Source organism: Natronocalculus amylovorans, assembly GCF_023638035.1.
GTDB lineage: Archaea > Halobacteriota > Halobacteria > Halobacteriales > Haloferacaceae > Natronocalculus > Natronocalculus amylovorans.
In genome coordinates this window covers 284,417-302,886 of the sequence record NZ_JAKRVX010000003.1, presented here as the reverse complement: position 1 = coordinate 302,886, position 18,470 = coordinate 284,417, and the positions used below count along the sequence as shown (strand labels likewise).

Genomic DNA, 18,470 nt, shown 5'->3' with positions numbered 1-18,470 from the left:
GCTCACTCTGCGGTTTCTTTCTGTCCGTCCCACCACTCTTTGAGTGCCGACCGATCGCGTGTCTCCTCGGGCAACGAACTGAAACTGAACCACTTTGCAGCAGTGATTTCATTATCGGGATCTGAGACCGTTGTTTCAACGCACTCGGTTTGTGCAGCAAAGACGGGTAATACGCCCCATGTTTGATACGATCGCGTTGTTATTGTGACACGAGTGAGCATGGTGAGACCTTCATATGTTGCGTCAATCCCTGCTTCTTCGTGTAGTTCACGAACTGCGGCTTCTCGGTATGTTTCCCCACCGTCGATCTCGCCACCGGGAAGCACCCACTTATTAACACCATCGTGGTACACAAGCAACACAGAACCACCATCTATCCGGTTATAAACGATCGTATGTGCACCGTAAGGCGCGCCACAGTTGACAATTCGGTCAGCGAGTGTTCGAAACCGCGGACGAGAGACACGATCGGTTCGCTCTGCGAGTATAAAAGAGTCGTATCGACTACTGAGGGTATGGTAGGTTTGTTCAGCTTGTTGGGCGGCACGATCAGCGAGAAACCAGAGTTCATCAACCGCCGTCATATATTGGAACTGAAGATGATGGCGTGGTTGGAAGGCAACGCAACGAAATAATCATGCCAATTATTACTCGCGCACAAGTCAATAATCCTTCGACCATACTGCACGGTGAATCACCGACCTTATAGGCATCTCAACAGAATATAGACTATGAGCTTTGAGAAAGACGACAAAGTTGTCCTGGCAGACAAACACAGCGAGTTTGATGGAGAGACAGGGACAGTCACGCAGGTCATCGAAAACATGTTCGGTGAAGCAACCTACACCGTTAGTTTCGATGAAGGACAGGAAGCAGGCGTTCCTGCTGATGCCCTCTCAGCAGCAGACGACAGCGAAACTGACGAAGAGTAAACACCGGTTATCCTAAGCCACGCCCTTTTTCACTGCGCCCGCGTAGAGATCAACTAATGGCGAGTGTTCCGTTTCATTACATCGATCTGCGGACGTTTTGTTATGCGACTGAGGATGAAAAACGGGTTGAAGACGCAATCAGAAACCTGCTTCCGGACGAGTTTGAACTCGATCGCGTCGAAAACAAGGGACATCACGGCGATCGAATCATCATCCTTTCGGCTCGCGTTGAGTTGGCCGATGATATGCGATATGTGCTTGAGCGATTGAGCGAGCTCGACGATATTGACACAATTATCGGAGAGCTTGATGAACGAATTGATGATAACTGCTCGTTCTTCCTTCGACTAGACAAACAACAAGCGTTCAAAAACAGCATCGAGATCGGCAATGGCATCACCCTTCGAGCAAAAGTTGAGGCATATCCTGCAAAACACGCCGCTGCGGTCGAAAATGCGGAAACTGCACTGAAGCAGGCAAAAGAACAGGCTGGTAAAGCCAGATCGACGTAGCTTCAGTTGTCAGTCCACTTGATCGAACAACCCTGTGATGGCCGATCGGGATGTGAAACAGCCTCACCAGCAAGAACCTCGTCGATCGCATCACGGATGTAAAACGCCGTTGGCTCTGCATCCGGGTTTAGTGCATCATCAAGCCGCCCGTGGTATGCAAGCCGCCACGTGCCGTTATCATTCTCGAAGAGGAATGGATCAGGGGTACAGACTGCCCCATACGCTGCAGCAGCCGCCTGTGTTTCGTCATAGAGGTATGCATCGTATGCGATCGTTCCATCAGCTGTGAGTTCAACCATCCGCTCATAAGAGTCGTCTGGGTACTCCTCATTTGCGTTTGGATTGATCCCAACGATCGCCGCATCATCGTAGTCTGCAGCCAACTCGTTGAGGAGTTCGAATTTCGCCTTCGCGTATGGACAGTGGTTACATGTGAACACCACTAACAGCGCCGCGTTGTCGGTGAACGATGAAAGCGAGTAACGCTCCCCATCTGTCCCTTTGAGTTCAAAATCTGGTGCTTCGTCACCACGATCGAGCTCGGATTCGGATTCTTTTAGGACCATAGCTGACTGTTAATAGCCCGATCGCAAAATAGTTCGGCTTGCAGAAGATCGTCTGTGCGGACTGTTACTCGACTGTGACAAAGTATACCGCAAGCACGGCAAAGACGATTCCAAGTAGCTTTCTCGCAGTGAAATCCTCCCCGAGAACAAGAATTCCTAACACGGAACTTGTCACAAGAAAGAGCCCAAATACAGGTGTGACTACACTCACCGGTCCAAGCGAAAGCGCCCGATAGTACGCAAGAATACCGATCGCAAGACAAACACCTGCTGCAAGGGCATATGGAATTTTCGAGCTCGTGAGATGTGCACTCACGTTTTGGCTCGTTGCAACAACAATGCCAGCTGCGGCCACGACAAGAACGGTGTTTGAGATCATCGTTGCAATATCGGATGGAATTGCCCCATCGCCGGTTGTTGCGACCCGCATTAACGGCGCAACAAGGGTGTATGCCGCCAGCGCGAGAACTGCCCATGGAAGATAGTTCATACAGAATGAGACCGCTCAATCGTGTTAGCGGTTCTGATGGCGGCCAGCCGCGTCTCACTCCGCTTGTAGTGCTCCTGTTGGATGTCGATCCGGGGTCATTCGATCAAGCCACAACGTCATTCCCAGACAGACACCGCCGAGCACCGCAACAAGTCCAAACACAAGTTGTACCCCAATAACATCTAGAAGCCACCCAAATACCGGCGGTGCGATTGCACCACCTGCAGAGATACCGACACTCACGACCGCAAAATTTTTGCCAAGATCTGCACGTGCAGAGAGCCGATCGGTGAGTGTCGATCGAGCTGGACGACTCACGGTAATGGTGCCGGTGAATGTCAACCCGATCGCAAGCAGTGCAAGCGGCACTGATCCAGTTGCAAGCGACACCGCAAGCACAGTTAATCCGAGGTAGCCACCAATCATCACGCCGATCGGATCGAAGCGGTCGGTCACAACCCCGCCAAACAGAATGAGCACAGCCTCAACGATGAACATGGCAGACATGAATAAGCCAACAACCTCGGGAGACAATCCATACGTTTGCTCGTAGAGGATCGGCGCATACGTTCGAATCACCCATGCTGCAGCAGAGGTGACAAGCGAGAGGATCGCAATTCCGAGAATGGGTGCAGATTTAACCGACGCTTTGAGGCTGCGAATTGCATCCTGCATCCGCGAGCCAGTTGTTGCGTCAACGTCTTTTGCGGGGCCAGTTATTCGAGGATCCGCAGAACGGAGTGCGAGGAGACAGCCAATTCCATAGAGTGCACCGATAATCGCAACCGAAAGCAGTGCAACCCGCCACGAGTAGCCCAGGATGCGTGCGACCGCAACCGCACCAAATGGCAGGCCAAATCCAAGTGCCCCGCCAAGCGCATGGTAGCTGTATGCGCGGCCACGTTTGTCTTCTGTACTTGCTGCTGCGAGCATTGGATAGTGCGCAGGATGATGACCAGCCACCCCAACACCGAGCACAGCTTGCGCAGCAACAAGCGTCCAATATGTTGGCGCAAGCGCAGTCAGTGTCGCTCCGATCGCACCGACGATCAGACAGATTTTAAGCACGAAGTATCGCCCACGACGATCGGAGAGTTCGCCAAATGGAATCTGCAACAGTGCAACAACAGCCCCTTGCGTTCCGATCGCAAGACCGATCGCACCGACTGACACATTAAATTCGGTTGCAAGCACAGTCACAAGCGGCGCTAAAATAACGAGATATGCATGGTTGATCACATGTGATCCAGAGACAAGTGCGATCACACGACGGGATTGCTGTTCGGACACATCCACCGATTTTGAGGCGGCAATATAAATGGTACCGAAGGGGGAGAACTGTGCAGTCGACAACCACCATGCTACCGCGTCGCGCACAGTAGCAAACCCTTTGACGTGTGACCTGTGATGAGTGGATATGGAGACGAAACGCGAACTGCTTGACGTACTGTCGACGGATGCCAGAGAAGACGTCGACGATATTGCGCGTCAGTTGGGAGTGGACGTCGAAACGATCGTCCAACTTATTGCCGAACTTGAATCCGAAGAGATAGTTCACGGCTATCAAGCGGTAATCGATTGGGACAAAGTTGATGAACGCCATGTCGCTGCATTCGTTGAACTCAATGTTGAACTCGATCGAGAAACCGGTTATGAGCAGATTGCAGATCGGATTGCGAAGTTCCCGGAGGTCGAATCGCTCCGACTTGTCTCCGGGGATTATGATTTTGCGATCGAAGTCAACGGCGAATCGATGCAGTCGGTTTCTCGGTTCATCTCCGAGCAGATTGCGCCAATTCCGGAAGTCACCCAGACAGTGACGCATTTCATCATGGACACATACAAAGAGGGTGGCATTGAGTTCGGTGACCGAGATGACGATGATCGCCTGTCGGTGTCTCCGTGAGGGATCAATAGATGCGAATCTCAGACCGCGCGTCGTCGGTTCCAGAGTCCGGTATTCGGAAGTTCTTTGAGTTGGCCGAAGAGCGCGATGATGTCATTTCATTGGGTGTTGGTGAGCCGGATTTCTCTGCACCGTGGGCGGCTCGATCGGCTGCGATCGACTCGCTTGAACGCGGCAAAACCTCATATACCTCAAACCGAGGCAAGCGTGAGCTTAGACAGTACATTGCAGAAGATGTCCGCCAGTGGGGGCTGCAGTACGATCCGGATGAAGAGATTCTTGTTACAACCGGCGCAAGCGAAGCGGTTGACCTTGCAATGCGAACGTTCGTTAACCCGGGTGATGGCGTTGCAATTCATGAGCCAAGCTACATCTCTTACGTTCCAGGGGTGAAGTTTGCAGGTGGGACACCGATCCGCGTCCCAACGTATCCGGAAGATGAGTTTGTACTCACGCCGGAGTCACTCGAAACAGCAGGTGCAGAGGATGCAGACGTTCTCGTATTCTGTTATCCGAACAATCCAACCGGTGCGGTTATGAACGAACGTGAGGTCGCTCGTGTTGCGGAGTTCTGTGTTGAACACGATATTACCGTGATTGCGGATGAGATCTATGCTGCACTGACATATGGTGGAAACCATACTTCGATCGCCACACAACCTGGTATGCGCGAGCGGACGATTGTCATCAACGGCTTTTCAAAAGCGTATGCGATGACCGGCCTCCGGCTTGGGTATGCGATGGGACCTGCGGAGGGTATTGACGCGATGAATCGGGTGCACCAATACACCATGTTATCAGCCCCAACAACAGCACAGTTTGCTGCGATTGAAGCGCTCAGAAGCTGTGGTGATGCAGTTGCAGAGATGCGATCGGCGTACAACCGTCGCCGCCGGTTCGTCCTCTCACGGTTTGATGAGATGGGGATGGACTGTTTTGAGGCTCGTGGTGCGTTCTATGCATTCCCAGAACCCGGTGGTGATGATGAAGCATTTGCTGAAACACTGTTGGAAGAACAGGGAGTTGCAGTTGTCCCCGGAAGTGTCTTTGGAGAAGGGGGTGCAGGCCATCTTCGTGTCTCTTATGCGACAAGCATGCGGGAGCTAAAAGAAGCGATGAACCGGATCGATACGTTTCTTAATGGGTAGTCAAGCACCAAGCCATGAGCCGGTCGAAACTCGGTGACCGTTCGATCGGCACATCTCTGCGCCACGTTTTCTTACTTCACGGCCTGACGGAAGCCGCTGATGGTATCTGATCTGGTTTTGAATCCAAACGCCAAGTGCATGCATCTGCTCTGACCCGCCAACAGTTTCGACCTCTTTGAGCGCTTTCTTATACACGTTTCGTCGCGATTCCGCGCGTGTTTTCTCTTGATGCCGTTTATGCGGATCGAAGGTTTCCTCGATTGCAGATTCGATCTCGCCAAGCATCGTTTTGGCGTCCATAGATATGGCTTACCGAGAGACTGAAAAAGCGTTATTTCCAGCTATGTGCCGATTGCTCATACAACTTGTTACCACGCAACGTGGGTTCACAAAGGAATAATTATGCGGGTTGTGAGCACACCGTATGGACTTTGGACTCACCGACGAGCAGATTGCACTTCGAGAAGAGGTATCGCGCTTTGCTGCAAACGAGATTAAACCAGTCGCTGCGGAGTACGATCGCAACGAAGCGTATCCTGATGCGGTGATGGAGAAGGCTGCCGAGATGGGACTATTGGCACCGCATGTCCCGATCGAGTACGGTGGTATTGGCTACTCAACGCTTGAGACGGCAATCCTTGTTGAGGAACTGTTTGCTGCCGATCCCGGTATTGGACTCTGTATTGCGAGTGCGGGCTTCGGCGCAGAAGCAATTATTGCGTTTGGAACTGAGGAACAAAAAGAGACGTACCTCCCACCACTTGTGGAGGGTGAGGCCGTCATGGGTGCCGCAATAAGCGAACCGCATGCAGGATCAGACGTTAGTTCGGTTTCGACCCGTGCAGAGAAGGATGGTGATGAGTGGGTGATCAACGGGAACAAGATGTGGATTACGAACGGCACAGTTGGCGATTACTTTGTGGTGGTCTGTGAGACCGATCCGGATGTTGACGATCGTTACACTGGCTTCTCACAGATTATCATCGAGAACGATCGCGACGGGTTCTCCGCAGAAAAAATCACAGGGAAGCTAGGGATCCGTGCTAGCGACACCGCAGAGTTAGTGTTTGATGACGTTCGCGTCCCAGAAGAGAATCTTGTTGGCACCCGTGGCATGGGCTTTTTGCAGATTATGCAGTTCTTTGATGAGACGCGAACCGCCGTTGCAGCACAGGGAGTGGGAATCGCAAAAGGCGCTGCAGAGCGGGCGCTGGAGTATGCACAGGAGCGCGAGCAGTTTGGCCGATCGATTTCCGAGTTCCAAGCGATTCAACATAAGCTTGCAGAGATGTATACGCAAACGGAAGCGGCTCGAGGACTGACATACAAGTCTGCTTGGGGTGTCGATGTGGATGCGGAGAATGTAACGATGCTTGCGTCGATGGCGAAGGAGTATGCCTCGCGTGTTGCAACTGACGTTGCCGATGAAGCAGTGCAGGTGCATGGCGGCGCAGGCTACGTAGATGATTTCGATGTTGGGAGATTCTATCGCGACGCCAAGATCACCCAGATATATGAAGGGACAACGGAGATTCAAAAGAATATCATCGCACGAGAGCTGCTTGGGAAGGGGTTCTAACAGACATCAAATCGGTCGGATTCTAATTCTCACATTCGCGCTTGTGCTCGGAGCGATTCCGATCTGTGGACGCACAGCAGAACGCCGACCTAGGCGACGTTCCGTTCGACAAGCAGCTCATCTTTGTCGAAACGATCGCTCGTCAGTTGTGAGATATCAACTGTTGTTGCCGCTCCCTCTGCAATAATCTCTGCGACAAGTTTGCCCGTTGCGGGTGCATGCTGGAACCCATGTCCGGAGAATCCAACCGCGTTCACAAAGCCAGGAACGGTTTCCTCAATGATAGGATGGTGGTCGGGCGTTACTGCATACAGTCCGGCCCACCCACGTCGAATCCGCGTTTCCGGTCCGAAGTATGTTGCAGCATCGGCAGCACGCTCGATTGCGGTTGCTGCCCACTCAAGATCGATCGACTCAGTGTAGTGATCCGGATTCTGTTCCGGGTCATCTGTAGAGAACTCTCCACCGACAATCGCCGCGCCCTCTCGCTCCGGTCTGAAATATGAGCCTGTATCAAGATCGATTGTGAGTGGAGTGTCCGCTTCGATCGGTGATTCAGGATCCACCACGAGCGCCTGTCGCCGCCGTGGAGAAACCGCGAGGTCGATGTCTGCGAGCGCGGCCACCTGCTTGGCCCACGGTCCTGACGCGTTCACGACTGTCGCGGTTTCAATCTGCTCGGGTCCATCCGGTGTGTCGATCGTCACACCTGTAACTCGACCGCCGTCCTCGTGGTGAATATCTGTCACAGCTGTCTTTGTCCGTATTTCGCCACCTGCCTCACGGACCGCGCTCGCGTAGCCTTGGAGGGCAAGATACGGATCTGCGAACCCATCCGATGCAGCATACGTCGCAGCAACAAACGCCTCCGTGTTGAGCGCGGGGCAGTGTTCGGCTGCCTCCGCCGGCGACAGCAGTTCACTGACCGCTCCGAGCGATTGCTGCATTTCGACATTGGCTGCGAACGCGTCAGCGGTATCCGACTCGCGTGCGAGGAAGAGATACCCAACCTGTCTGAACGCAATATCGACCCCAAACTGCTTTTCAAACGATTCCCATGTGGGGAGACTCGCAAGCGAGAGTGCAACATTCACACGGGTGGAAAACTGTGTTCGGATCCCACCTGCTGATCGAGCGGTACTGCCGCTGCCGATCGACCCCTTTTCACACACGAGAACATCAACACCACGTTCACACAGTGCGTGTGCGCTGGCTAACCCGATTATTCCCCCACCAACAATAACCACGGGGTTTGTCATGCTACAACAGTTCACACATTTTCCGTATAAATTGATCGGCATGTGACCATTCCACACAGACCGATGGCTATTCGAGGACGTGTGTTGTTTGCGTTGGCATGCGAATCATTAGAGCCGAAGCGGTTGACGAACTGCTCTCGCTTGAGAAACTTCTTCCACTCTGTCGGGATGCGTTGATCAGTCAAGCACAGGGCACGGTAACACGGCCGGAGCGACCGCACTACCCGATCGGTCAGGGTATTCACGGCAATGAACCGCTCGGAACAGGGCTTGCGATGCCAGCGTATATTCACGGTGAGCCATATGCGGTGACAAAATTGGCAACGGTCCACGACGGAAATACGAATCGTGGATTACCAACAGTGCAAGCGACGATCGCCGTAACCGATGCAGAAACTGGGACACCATTGGGGTACCTAGATGGACGCACGATTACAAACGCTCGAACCGGCTGTATCGGTGGGCTTGCAGCAAGGCAGTTCACCGATGGTCCGATTACGGTCGGTGTACTTGGGGCGGGAACACAGGCGAGGTGGCAGACACGTGCAATCGCCACCGCATGTCCGGTCGAGCAGGTCCACATCTACTCGCCAAGCGATTCAAAACATACGTGTGCAGATGAGCTCCGATCGGAAGGGATTGATGCAGTTGCTGTTGAGACATCGGACGCTGCCGTCTCAGATGTTGATGTTATTGTCACAGCAACGACTGCGACTGCACCAACATTTGACGGCTCGCTACTTCGTGACGATGCGGTCGTGATTGCAGTTGGTGCCTACACGTCTACGATGCAGGAGCTTGATCGTGAGACAATCGAGCGAGCGACAGCGCGCTATGCTGATGTTCCAGAAGAAGCGATCGAAACCGGAGACATCCCGAGCGAATACGCAGCACATATTCAACCGCTTGGGCGTGAACTCGAATCCAAACCCAGTACACGATCGGGGATTGTTGTGGTGAAGTCAGTTGGAACTGCTGTGTTAGATGCCGCAGCGGCAAGATTTGTCTACGATGCTGCCGAATCGGCCGATAGAGGGGCCGTTGTTCCTTTTTAAGAATTACTGTAACAATAAAAAGAGCGAACGTTCGGGCTACTCAGATGACGGGTCGAGATTGACGTTTTTATTCAAGATGTTTTGCTCATCATAGGTAGTTTTAATTTCGAGAAGACGATCGTAGTTCCTTCCATAGACTCGTTCACGTACCGGTTCTGAGTCGCGCGGGGAAACCCCTGTAAAACCGGCGTATGCACCATAGCCACCTAGCTCACGGAATCGTTCGTCACCTCCACGCGCCCACTGAATATTTGCATCATCGTCGCCGGATTCCCAGTTAGACTCAACAGTAATCATATACGCTGCCTGACGGTGTGGGTAGGCTGTTTCGTCGCTACCTACCGCTGCAATTTTGCCCCCCAGCTGCCAGATACCGATCGCAGAGAGAGCAGATGGTGCGGTCTCCATCTGATCGACAACCGCAGAGATCGTATCATCCGAAAGCTCATCAACAAAACACGATCGGTGGCTGTACTTTCGACCGGACGGGAACATCATTGTTCCGAGTTGGTGTAAGAGGAGGTACGGCATCGGATCGCTCATATCGATGAGCGGGTCGGTAAACTCCCGAAACGGTTGGAGCGCATCCATGCCAGCCTCTGTCTCACCAATGTAGCTTCCAAGAATTGCAACCGCTTCCTCACCCACCAACGCATCCGGCATCGGAGGGAGGTCTGGCACGTGTGTTTTCAGTGCCATCGTCGTGACTTCATCAGGTGCCTCAGCTGCTGCTTCCCGATACTCTGTTAAGAGCGCGGGTGCGTTTTCCGCAGGATAGAAGACACCAAGTCCAGCGACGATCGGCCCGACCTCGTACAGTTCAAACTCAAAGTTCGTCACAATGCCAAAGTTTCCACCACCGCCACGAACTGCCCAGAATAGCTCTTCATTTTCTTCAGGGCTTGCAGTTATGAGTTCACCAGCCGGTGTAACGATATCGACCGATCGGAGTGCATCAATGCCGAGCCCGTTCTTTCGGCGCATCCATCCGATTGCACCGCCAAGCGTCGATCCTGCGACACCAACATCACCTGCACTGCCTGTTGGTGGTGCTAACCCGTAGTGCTGTGTTTCTTTGAGAACATCACGAGCACGACAGCCCGGACCAACCTGTGCAAGTTGTTCATCAGGATCAACGCGAACGTGATTCATCGAGGAAAGATCGAGGACAATACCGTCCTCGGCGATCGCCACACCGGTTTGGTGGTGTGCACCACCGCGGATCGAAAATGGAAGCTCATGTTCGGTTGCAAATGCAAGTGCATTGAGTACATCAACTGCACCCTGACACTGCACGATGAGCAGAGGGTAGTTGTCAATCGCCCCGTTCCACACCGATCGGCGGTCGTCAAAATCGGAATCCGATGGACGGACAACGCTCCCACGGAGTTCAGATTCGAGCGTAGTAAGATCCTCCTTGCTGATAGCGGCCCCAACTGTCAAATCGGTAGACATTCGTTTAAACGAACTAGTATGCTAGTTATAACTGTTTTCAATATGATTTCCTGTAGTAATGTACTGTGGGTCTACAGCTACGGTAATACGTTGTTACTGGATGAGGCAGTCTGAAAACGAGTCTAATGAAATCCTATTGGCACGTTTTTAATGCAGATCTACCTATTTTCTCTTTGTTCGACCTTGTTCAACTCAACAAAATCCACCATACATTCGCACGAACGATAGTTGCCAATCGAGAGGCTGGCTTGACATTCACCGATCAGTACAGGGTATACAGTAGCCAGTATCAGAACTCATCTGGGAGGTCTATTTATCCATAGTGGACATTACCTCAATCCCGAAACCAAAAATCCCAATAATAAATCCGATCATCATTATCGTCGCTGCTGTCTCCATTCCAGATGGATCAATAAACACGGAGAAGCCCCCAAACAGCACAGTAAGGATACCAAATCGTTGTAATGCTGCACCAGCCATTGTAGGTTCAGTAAGACTGACTAAGTAAGTACATTCTGGTTGACCTACCCAAATCAAGGAGAGAGTCCCGCCGTTTACGGCGTTGACGAGAGCTCTGCTCTCGTTCGTACACCAGAACGCGGCGCGTTCTGGGGACGGGCGTGAATCCGACCACTTGCGCCCCAAACCGCGTTTTTATGCAGTCGGGGGCCGTCTCTCCGGTAATTCAACGCGGAAAACTGGAGGTGGTTTGGCGTTCCTCCCGTCGGCGTGGTCGATAACATACCTTCGACCGGACTCACGTCCACCGACGCACCCGCCGAAAGATGGGTATCAAAAACGCGAGCCTACTGCGCTTGAGCGTCACCACCGTGGTAGAAAGGTGACGCAGGTCGATGGCACGACCCGTGCTCAGACGCGGAGAAATCGGCGTCCGGGGGCATCCTCCGACCCCTTTGCGGGCAACGGGGATGCACGGTGCAAGGAGATACCGCGTTCGCACGGACGCCGAATACGCCATATCCCTCACGGGACTCACGTACAGCGCACGAACCGAGACACCCCGGCTTTGCCGGGTGAATTTGCCCCCGTCGGACAATCCGGGCCCCACGCACCGTGTTGCAGGGTGCGATGGCCGGTGCGACCCCGGGCGCGGATGGGGAAACCTCGTCGTTTACGGCGAGGAGGATGTCATGCATGACTTTGGTTTCAGAATCCTACATTGGATACTGCTGTTCAACAAGCAAGTGTAGTATCCGCTGGATCTGGTGATCGGTCTACTGCTCAATCCGTTCAACACGAACCAACTGAACAGCAACCGGAAGATTTCTAATTGCTTATTGGCGCTACACGCGCTTAGAAACCCGATTAGTGCTATCTACTGTTCCTTTGCTCGACCTTGTTCAAGTAGATGAAATCCATGGTACGAATCACAGAAAATATCTATCGTGGGTAATAGTGGGCAACACTTATTCAGCAATAGGTCCAAGTCGGTAACATGACGAAAGTAGATGCTCGAGACCTCCGAACGAACGAGACCGATGACCGAGGTCGAATCTATCTCGGAACGGAATATGCGAACAAACGTGTGACCGTCGCCGTCGTCGAGGTGGAATCTGACCATCCCGACGAAGATGAACTGGCTGCTGCGTACCGCGAGGCATCTGAGAGTGCGGAAGAGCTTGCAGAAGAGTGGGACGAAGCATCGGACGAGGCGTGGGGCGGGCTGGATAAATGAGCGAGGACTTGGAAATTCGTCGCGGCGACGTCGTTATCGTACGGCTTGATCCTGCGGAAGGGCACGAAATGAAGAAAACTCGCCCTGCGGTAGTCGTCCAGAACGACGTTGGTAATAACAATGCTAGTACGACTATCGTTGCCCCTGCGACGGGAACGTATAGGGGCTATCCCTTTGAGGTATTAGTCGAAGCAGCAGAGTCGCCGTTTGAGAAAGATTCCTCAATTCGCCTCGATCAAATTCGTGTTGTCTCCATCGAAAAACGAATTCACTCGGTGCTTGGAAGTCTCGATAGAGAGTCGATGGAGGCAGTGGACGAAGCGTTGAAACTGAGTCTCGGACTGGACTGACGTATCTGCTGTGATCAGTATAGGAGGTACACATACTGGGGTGCTGATAGCGTACCGAAGGGGAGAGCCGTTGACCAGTTTTCAAGTGAGCTTATTATGCCGGTGGGCATCGTGGGCGTGACGCGTACCAGTGGTGCGTGGAGTCATCCGTCTATGTAAGCGAGGAGTTTCACAGAGCCGGTGTCGCGAAAGGTCTCTACAACTCGTTGTTCGAGACCTTACGTCTGCAAGGGTTCTACAACGTCTATGCGGGCACGACATTACCGAATCCACCGAGTGTAGGCTTTCATCAAGCGATGGGATTCGAGCCGGTGGGCACCTATCGAAACGTCGGTTACGAGCAGGGGAAGTGGCACGACGTTAAGTGGTGGAACCTTGCCTTACAGCCATACACGAATGACCCTGAACCCCCGACCTCCATCGGCGAACTTGAGGGTACCTCAGAATTGGACGACGCTCTTGTGGCGGGACGTGTAGACGTATCCGTTTAGAGGGATAGGTAGATACCGACCTCAAGGGCCGTGCTATTTACTATCGATTCTCACGCTGCTCTACCTTGTTCAGCTCGATCAATAACCGGAAGATCGCCTTCACAAGGTTCGAATCTACCTCAAATCGCTCTGCATTGTGTCCGGCTCGATCCATGACGACATCTTCTTGTGATTCGTCGGTTGTTGGCAGATCGTGCTCTGCTTTCACCTGTGCAACTGAATCTGCGACATAGGTCCGCCGGGCGATCAGTTCAACAATATCTTGATCGATCTCTTCGATCTCTTCTCGTAGCGCTGCAAGTTCTTTTTCTGCTGACTGTTGACTCATAGTATGTGTGCTCCCATTGTTCGCGTTGTCGTCTCGATGACTGTTCCATCTTGTTCGTCCCACTGGGACTTGAGGTGTGCTAATTCGGATTCGTCTCCAACTGCAACGATGCTTGGCCCAGTACCTGACAGCGAGACACCATCGACGTGTGCCATTGCATCGACCGTCGGCTCGGTTGGGAAGCCAAGCGCGGCCGAGAATGCAAGGCCATTCACATTCATCGCATCTTTGTAGCGTCCATCGAGTGCTAACTCTTCGACAAGCCGCGCCGTTGGGGCGATATTCTGACACCGATCGACATCCGCATCCGCACTGTAGGCCCGCTCTGGGGGCGTCCACACTAAGACATCCCAGTCGACTGTCTCTCGGGCACGCAACTCGTCTTCGGTGTTGTCTGTGACGGTGACACCGCCCAACATGCTTGCGCTTGCATCGTCAAACGCACCGGTAATTGTGACACCAACATCTCGTGCGGCATTGACACCAAGCAGACAGGCCTCTGTGTGGGTTAGCTCACCAGTTGAACCAACAGAGACTGAGAGTGCGTCACATGTGGCAAGGATGGTTGCATTTGCAGCGGCGCTTGAGCTTTTTAATCCTGCGGCCATCGGCACGTCGCTGTCGGTCCGAACAGTGCCGCCTTCCCCATCGCCAAACCGATCGACAACCGCACGAACACACGCTTCGATGAGCCGTGTGTCTGCGGTTAGGTCTTCTGCAATCTCGCCGTCGATTGACTCCACATCAGAAGAGAGCGAGACCGTCGCTCGCGTCTCGATATCGATCGCAAACGCTGATCCGACACCGGTTGCCAACGCGTTCAACACAGTACCCGCACCGGGTGCGGCCGCCTGTCCGTCCATGTGCATATCGCAGAGAGCGGAGTAAAAAGGTGTAGCGATGACGGCGAATACCCCATATTCACTTGCTATTGCAGTCGCGACACAGTGTATGATAACACGTTGGACTCCCAACCGTGTGCACCAGTGGTGTTTTTTCACCGCACGCTACACATCGAACAGACTCACAGTCATCCGTGTACACCGTGTTATTTGGTACCATATTGGTTGGACTACCAGTGGAGACAAAAAGGCTCGGTGAGTCAGCGTGTTTTTCCCTCTGACTGTCAAAGAGTTCCTATATGAGCGCACGAAACGACATCGCACCAAGTACACTTGGCGTGGAGCTTCGCCCGGAGGGTGTCGTCGTTGAATACACCGATGGCCGAACAACACTATATCATGGTGTACCAGAGAAGGTTACAGATACGCTCCGGACCGGCCCCGGAAAAGAGACACATGTTCTCGTTACTGATCCAACTGAAACGGAGGGCGTCATGCTGTATGTCAACGATCGAAAGACACACGACGATATTCTCAAAGATACTGGAGTCGGACGCATAATGTTAGGTTCAGGTGAAGAAGAGGAGATTTTCCCCGGGGTAACGGTTCGCCATATCGACGGCTTGCGAAATGAAGTCGAAGCGGACCCCGAGGTTGCACGCGGTCGTGTTTTCTGTTTTGTCGAGGATGATTGGGGCGAACAGAGTTTCGAGTTTGTCAACGAACCAGCAGACGAATCCGAAGAATGAGTCTGCAAAAGCAGTGGCGATCGCTCGATCGCTCAACTGTCTCGAAAGCACCCGATCGATACGGCGTGTATGAGCTTGGTGATGCGGATGGCACGGTACTCAAACTCGACACAGGAGTGCTTCGAGACGTCGTGAAAGATGCTCTCTCCTACGACCCGAACGCGAAAAAAATTCGTTGGACGGTTGCGCAGTCGCGATCGCACGCCGAACAACTCGCGGCAGAACACCAATAAGTGCGACCGTCACTGAAAGTAGGTTGGATCCTTCGCGTCACAAGCCTCCTCATGCCTTTTGGCATCGATCTGATCATCAAGTAGAAGGCCACATTTCTCACATTGGAACCACACACCATCGTCCCGTTTTGTCTGTGTGACCATATCATGTGGTTCGGTATCACTTCATAAAACCGTTATTCTCAGCAAACGGGACAGTGTGGCTGTCGGGAAGGCTAAAAGAGTCGGCCACTAACAAATGAATATGAGCGATGACAATGGTATTTCCCTCACGGTCAAAAGCGCTGAAAAGCGTGATGCCGGGCGTGGAATTGCCCGCCTCCCCGCGTCGTCGATGCGAGCCCTCAGCGTCCTTAGCGGCGATACAGTCGTAATCAATGGCCCAAATGCAACCGTTGCAAAGGTCTGGCCCGGTGGCCCCGGTGCGCAGGATGGAACGATCCAGATTGATGCGGATACACGATCGAATGCGAGCGTGAAAGTTGGTGAATCCGTTCGTGTCCACAAAGAGTCCGTCAAAGAGGCAACGTCAGTAACGCTATCTGCGCCTGCGGAACTCGCGAAAGTAGATATCAAACACGAGACGATCGAGGCCGCTGTGAAGCGCGATCTCCGCGACCGGCCGGTCCGAAAGGGCGAAGGTGTTCGTATCGAACGACTTGCAGGCAGTCGATTTGTCGTCACGAACACCACTCCCGCAGGAACCGTTCGTGTCACAGCAGATACCCGAGTCGCCGTGACAGAAAAAGGGAGTCTCAAAAAGACGGTCGATCGTGTTACCGGCACAGAGCCTGATGGTGAGCGCCCAACAGATGGTATCACGTATGAGGATATTGGTGGATTAGACGACGAGCTTGAGATGGTCCGTGAGATGATCGAACTGCCGCTCTCTCGTCCGGAGGTATTTACACGGCTTGGCGTTGAGCCGCCGAAAGGCGTACTCCTCCACGGTCCACCGGGAACCGGAAAAACACTGATTGCAAAAGCAGTCGCCAATGAGGTTGACGCAAGTTTCCGCACTGTTTCAGGGCCGGAGATTATGTCGAAGTACAAAGGTGAATCCGAAGAGCGGCTTCGAGAGGTGTTTGAGGACGCTGCGGAAAACACGCCTGCAATTATTTTCTTCGACGAAATTGATTCGATCGCCGGAAAACGAGATGACTCCGGGGATGTTGAAAATCGTGTTGTCGGGCAGTTGCTAACACTGATGGATGGGTTGGATGCGCGTGGCGATATCATCGTGATTGGTGCAACAAATCGCGTTGATTCGCTTGATATGGCGCTTCGGCGTGGTGGTCGGTTCGATCGTGAAATCGAGATCGGGGTCCCAGGAAAAGCAGGTAGACGCGAGATACTTGACGTACACATCCGGCGGATGCCACTCGCGGAGGATGTGAAAGTAGATAAGATTGCTTCTCAAACCCACGGTTTTGTTGGGGCTGATCTGGCTTCGCTCTCGAAAGAAGCCGCAATGACGGCACTCCGACGGGCGCGACATGCCGGTGAGCCGCTTGAGACAGTCGAAGTCACACGCGCAGACTTCGAACACGCGATGGCGAATATAGAGCCAAGTGCGATGCGTGAGTACGTCGCAGAGACGCCAACAACGAACTTTGCAGATGTTGGCGGGTTGGAGACGGCAAAAAAGAACCTTGAGCAGGCGGTAACATGGCCGTTACAGTACGGGCCGCTGTTTGATGCAGCAGATACAACGCCACCAACTGGCGTCTTGTTATATGGCCCACCAGGGACTGGAAAGACGTTGCTTGCCCGTGCGATCGCCGGTGAGAGCGGTGTGAACTTTATTCAGGTAGAAGGGCCTGAGCTGCTCGATCGATACGTCGGTGAATCCGAAAAATCGGTTCGAGAAGTATTTGAACGGGCACGGCAATCTGCCCCTGCAATCTTGTTCTTTGATGAAATCGATGCAATCGCGGGCGATCGAGACGCAATCGGTGGTGACTCCGGGGTTGGCGATCGGGTCGTCTCACAGCTACTCACTGAACTCGATCGACTCTCGGACAATCCGAACCTCGTTGTCCTCGCGGCGACAAATCGGCGAGATTCGCTCGATCGTGCGCTCCTTCGTTCAGGGCGGCTTGAGCGGCATATCGAAGTTCCAGAGCCGGATCAGGGTGCTCGACGTGCAATTTTCGACGTGCATACGCGATCGAAGCCGCTTGCTGATGATGTTGATCTCGACTCACTCGCCAACCAGACAGAGGGCTACTCCGGTGCAGAGATTACGTCTGTCTGTCGGGAGGCTGCACTCCTCGCAATTTTGAATGTTGCAGAGACATATGAAGGAGAGACGGCAAATCAACATACAGATGAGGTCATCATCACTGCAGACCACTTTGCATCCGCCCTCGAGGCAATCGAACGTCGACGCTAACAGCGACACCTGTGTTATAGACTGTCACGAGGGGTGGATTAATTTCACCGGAGAACAACGTACGTATACAATGTCTGGTGAAGAAATCCCGATGAGTGATCCACCGCTAACTGAAACGCGTGCTGAACAACTGACTCGAACCTGTCGGAGTGCAGTTGGAGATAACTGCCGATCGGTGACGTATTTTGATCCGACGAATTATATGCAGGTATACCTCAGAGATGACTTAGAACGGGATGCAGATCAGATGTCCTTCATTGGCCATGAGTGGCACGATTTTAAAACAACAACCGATGCGTATCGTGGCTCCGAACTTGGCAAGTATCGCTACACAATCCGCGTCTTCGAAAATGGGTTTCTCGTTCGAGCAGGAACTGAAGACTCCGGTGTGTTTGTGACGACAGACGGATTGACTATGCAGGATTTTGAGGCTCTCTCAACTGCGGTTGTTGAGCTACTCAAAGAGTGGGAGGGTGTTGACTGA

The 18,470-nt window shown here is 53.0% G+C and carries 23 protein-coding genes and 1 pseudogene; 13 read left to right on the top strand and 11 right to left on the bottom strand.

Annotation, left to right across the window (positions count from 1 at the left end):
• Positions 1-2 precede the first annotated feature (2 nt).
• Positions 3-584: an NUDIX hydrolase gene (locus AArcSt2_RS09670; RefSeq protein WP_250584232.1), complete on the bottom strand. Its 582-nt coding sequence runs from the start codon at positions 582-584 to the stop codon at positions 3-5.
• A 147-nt stretch (positions 585-731) separates the two neighbouring features.
• Here AArcSt2_RS09670 and AArcSt2_RS09665 point away from each other — a divergent pair, with 147 nt between their 5' ends.
• Positions 732-932 carry a DUF1918 domain-containing protein gene (locus AArcSt2_RS09665; protein ID WP_174653683.1) on the top strand — a complete coding sequence of 67 codons (201 nt, stop codon included), beginning with the start codon at positions 732-734 and terminating at the stop codon, positions 930-932.
• A gap of 56 nt (positions 933-988) precedes the next feature.
• Positions 989-1,444 (top strand): RNA-binding protein, encoded by a 456-nt coding sequence (locus tag AArcSt2_RS09660; protein WP_174653684.1) that lies wholly within the window; start codon positions 989-991, stop codon positions 1,442-1,444.
• Between the two features lie 2 nt (positions 1,445-1,446).
• On the opposite strand, the gene AArcSt2_RS09655 is transcribed toward AArcSt2_RS09660, so the two are convergent.
• The 3 genes from AArcSt2_RS09655 to AArcSt2_RS09645 all read right to left on the bottom strand — a co-directional run bounded on the left by AArcSt2_RS09655 (position 1,447) and on the right by AArcSt2_RS09645 (position 3,790).
• On the bottom strand, positions 1,447-2,010 hold the full coding sequence (locus AArcSt2_RS09655) for a thioredoxin family protein (RefSeq protein ID WP_174653685.1): 564 nt from the start codon (positions 2,008-2,010) through the stop codon (positions 1,447-1,449).
• Positions 2,011-2,074: 64 nt separating this feature from the next.
• Positions 2,075-2,500 carry an EamA family transporter gene (locus AArcSt2_RS09650; RefSeq protein ID WP_174653686.1) on the bottom strand — a complete coding sequence of 142 codons (426 nt, stop codon included), beginning with the start codon at positions 2,498-2,500 and terminating at the stop codon, positions 2,075-2,077.
• A gap of 54 nt (positions 2,501-2,554) precedes the next feature.
• Positions 2,555-3,790 carry an MFS transporter gene (locus tag AArcSt2_RS09645; protein ID WP_250584230.1) on the bottom strand — a complete coding sequence of 412 codons (1,236 nt, stop codon included), beginning with the start codon at positions 3,788-3,790 and terminating at the stop codon, positions 2,555-2,557.
• A 127-nt stretch (positions 3,791-3,917) separates the two neighbouring features.
• Here AArcSt2_RS09645 and AArcSt2_RS09640 point away from each other — a divergent pair, with 127 nt between their 5' ends.
• Together AArcSt2_RS09640 and AArcSt2_RS09635 are read left to right on the top strand one after the other, a co-directional pair.
• Positions 3,918-4,406: an Lrp/AsnC family transcriptional regulator gene (locus tag AArcSt2_RS09640; protein ID WP_250584228.1), complete on the top strand. Its 489-nt coding sequence runs from the start codon at positions 3,918-3,920 to the stop codon at positions 4,404-4,406.
• 11 nt (positions 4,407-4,417) lie between these two features.
• A complete protein-coding gene (locus AArcSt2_RS09635; RefSeq protein WP_250584226.1) occupies positions 4,418-5,554 on the top strand; it encodes a pyridoxal phosphate-dependent aminotransferase in 1,137 nt (378 codons plus the stop codon).
• On the opposite strand, the gene AArcSt2_RS09630 is transcribed toward AArcSt2_RS09635, so the two are convergent.
• On the bottom strand, positions 5,555-5,854 hold the full coding sequence (locus AArcSt2_RS09630; RefSeq protein WP_174653690.1) for a hypothetical protein: 300 nt from the start codon (positions 5,852-5,854) through the stop codon (positions 5,555-5,557).
• Between the two features lie 124 nt (positions 5,855-5,978).
• Between AArcSt2_RS09630 and AArcSt2_RS09625 the strand changes: the two genes are divergently transcribed.
• A complete protein-coding gene (locus AArcSt2_RS09625; RefSeq protein ID WP_174653691.1) occupies positions 5,979-7,133 on the top strand; it encodes an acyl-CoA dehydrogenase family protein in 1,155 nt (384 codons plus the stop codon).
• Between the two features lie 89 nt (positions 7,134-7,222).
• Here AArcSt2_RS09625 and AArcSt2_RS09620 read toward each other — a convergent pair whose 3' ends face one another.
• Positions 7,223-8,392 (bottom strand): NAD(P)/FAD-dependent oxidoreductase, encoded by a 1,170-nt coding sequence (locus AArcSt2_RS09620; protein ID WP_250584224.1) that lies wholly within the window; start codon positions 8,390-8,392, stop codon positions 7,223-7,225.
• A gap of 98 nt (positions 8,393-8,490) precedes the next feature.
• On the opposite strand from AArcSt2_RS09620, the gene AArcSt2_RS09615 reads away from it, so the two are divergent.
• Positions 8,491-9,447 (top strand): ornithine cyclodeaminase family protein, encoded by a 957-nt coding sequence (locus tag AArcSt2_RS09615; RefSeq protein ID WP_250584222.1) that lies wholly within the window; start codon positions 8,491-8,493, stop codon positions 9,445-9,447.
• A gap of 36 nt (positions 9,448-9,483) precedes the next feature.
• On the opposite strand, the gene AArcSt2_RS09610 is transcribed toward AArcSt2_RS09615, so the two are convergent.
• Positions 9,484-10,902: an FAD-binding oxidoreductase gene (locus AArcSt2_RS09610; RefSeq protein ID WP_250584220.1), complete on the bottom strand. Its 1,419-nt coding sequence runs from the start codon at positions 10,900-10,902 to the stop codon at positions 9,484-9,486.
• 309 nt (positions 10,903-11,211) lie between these two features.
• Positions 11,212-11,382: a hypothetical protein gene (locus tag AArcSt2_RS09605; RefSeq protein ID WP_250584218.1), complete on the bottom strand. Its 171-nt coding sequence runs from the start codon at positions 11,380-11,382 to the stop codon at positions 11,212-11,214.
• A gap of 976 nt (positions 11,383-12,358) precedes the next feature.
• Here AArcSt2_RS09605 and AArcSt2_RS09600 point away from each other — a divergent pair.
• From AArcSt2_RS09600 to AArcSt2_RS16825, 3 genes and pseudogenes are all read left to right on the top strand, one after another.
• Positions 12,359-12,598: a hypothetical protein gene (locus tag AArcSt2_RS09600; protein WP_174653696.1), complete on the top strand. Its 240-nt coding sequence runs from the start codon at positions 12,359-12,361 to the stop codon at positions 12,596-12,598.
• Positions 12,595-12,948: a type II toxin-antitoxin system PemK/MazF family toxin gene (locus tag AArcSt2_RS09595; RefSeq protein WP_250584216.1), complete on the top strand. Its 354-nt coding sequence runs from the start codon at positions 12,595-12,597 to the stop codon at positions 12,946-12,948. Before AArcSt2_RS09600 ends, AArcSt2_RS09595 begins: the two co-directional genes overlap by 4 nt.
• Positions 12,949-13,058: 110 nt before the next feature.
• Positions 13,059-13,439, top strand: a pseudogene (locus AArcSt2_RS16825) (GNAT family N-acetyltransferase); the annotation flags it as partial.
• A 40-nt stretch (positions 13,440-13,479) separates the two neighbouring features.
• Here AArcSt2_RS16825 and AArcSt2_RS09590 read toward each other — a convergent pair.
• Together AArcSt2_RS09590 and AArcSt2_RS09585 are read right to left on the bottom strand one after the other, a co-directional pair.
• Positions 13,480-13,767: a chorismate mutase gene (locus tag AArcSt2_RS09590; protein WP_174653699.1), complete on the bottom strand. Its 288-nt coding sequence runs from the start codon at positions 13,765-13,767 to the stop codon at positions 13,480-13,482.
• Entirely contained in the window at positions 13,764-14,630 is an 867-nt protein-coding gene (locus AArcSt2_RS09585; RefSeq protein ID WP_250584214.1) for a shikimate kinase, read from the bottom strand. The genes AArcSt2_RS09590 and AArcSt2_RS09585 overlap by 4 nt, the downstream gene beginning before the upstream one ends.
• A 278-nt stretch (positions 14,631-14,908) precedes the next feature.
• On the opposite strand from AArcSt2_RS09585, the gene AArcSt2_RS09580 reads away from it, so the two are divergent.
• Positions 14,909-15,358, top strand: coding sequence for a DUF5796 family protein (locus tag AArcSt2_RS09580; protein WP_250584212.1), 450 nt, complete (start codon positions 14,909-14,911; stop codon positions 15,356-15,358).
• The gene (locus tag AArcSt2_RS09575) at positions 15,355-15,591 is read left to right on the top strand and encodes a DUF7508 domain-containing protein (protein ID WP_250584210.1); all 237 of its coding nucleotides are present in this window, start codon (positions 15,355-15,357) and stop codon (positions 15,589-15,591) included. The genes AArcSt2_RS09580 and AArcSt2_RS09575 overlap by 4 nt, the downstream gene beginning before the upstream one ends.
• A 9-nt stretch (positions 15,592-15,600) precedes the next feature.
• On the opposite strand, the gene AArcSt2_RS16725 is transcribed toward AArcSt2_RS09575, so the two are convergent.
• Positions 15,601-15,735 (bottom strand): DUF7128 family protein, encoded by a 135-nt coding sequence (locus AArcSt2_RS16725; protein ID WP_302928748.1) that lies wholly within the window; start codon positions 15,733-15,735, stop codon positions 15,601-15,603.
• A 100-nt stretch (positions 15,736-15,835) separates the two neighbouring features.
• On the opposite strand from AArcSt2_RS16725, the gene AArcSt2_RS09570 reads away from it, so the two are divergent.
• Both AArcSt2_RS09570 and AArcSt2_RS09565 read left to right on the top strand, forming a co-directional pair.
• Entirely contained in the window at positions 15,836-17,986 is a 2,151-nt protein-coding gene (locus tag AArcSt2_RS09570) for a CDC48 family AAA ATPase (protein WP_250584208.1), read from the top strand.
• 70 nt (positions 17,987-18,056) lie between these two features.
• Positions 18,057-18,470 (top strand): DUF7522 family protein, encoded by a 414-nt coding sequence (locus AArcSt2_RS09565; RefSeq protein ID WP_425493656.1) that lies wholly within the window; start codon positions 18,057-18,059, stop codon positions 18,468-18,470.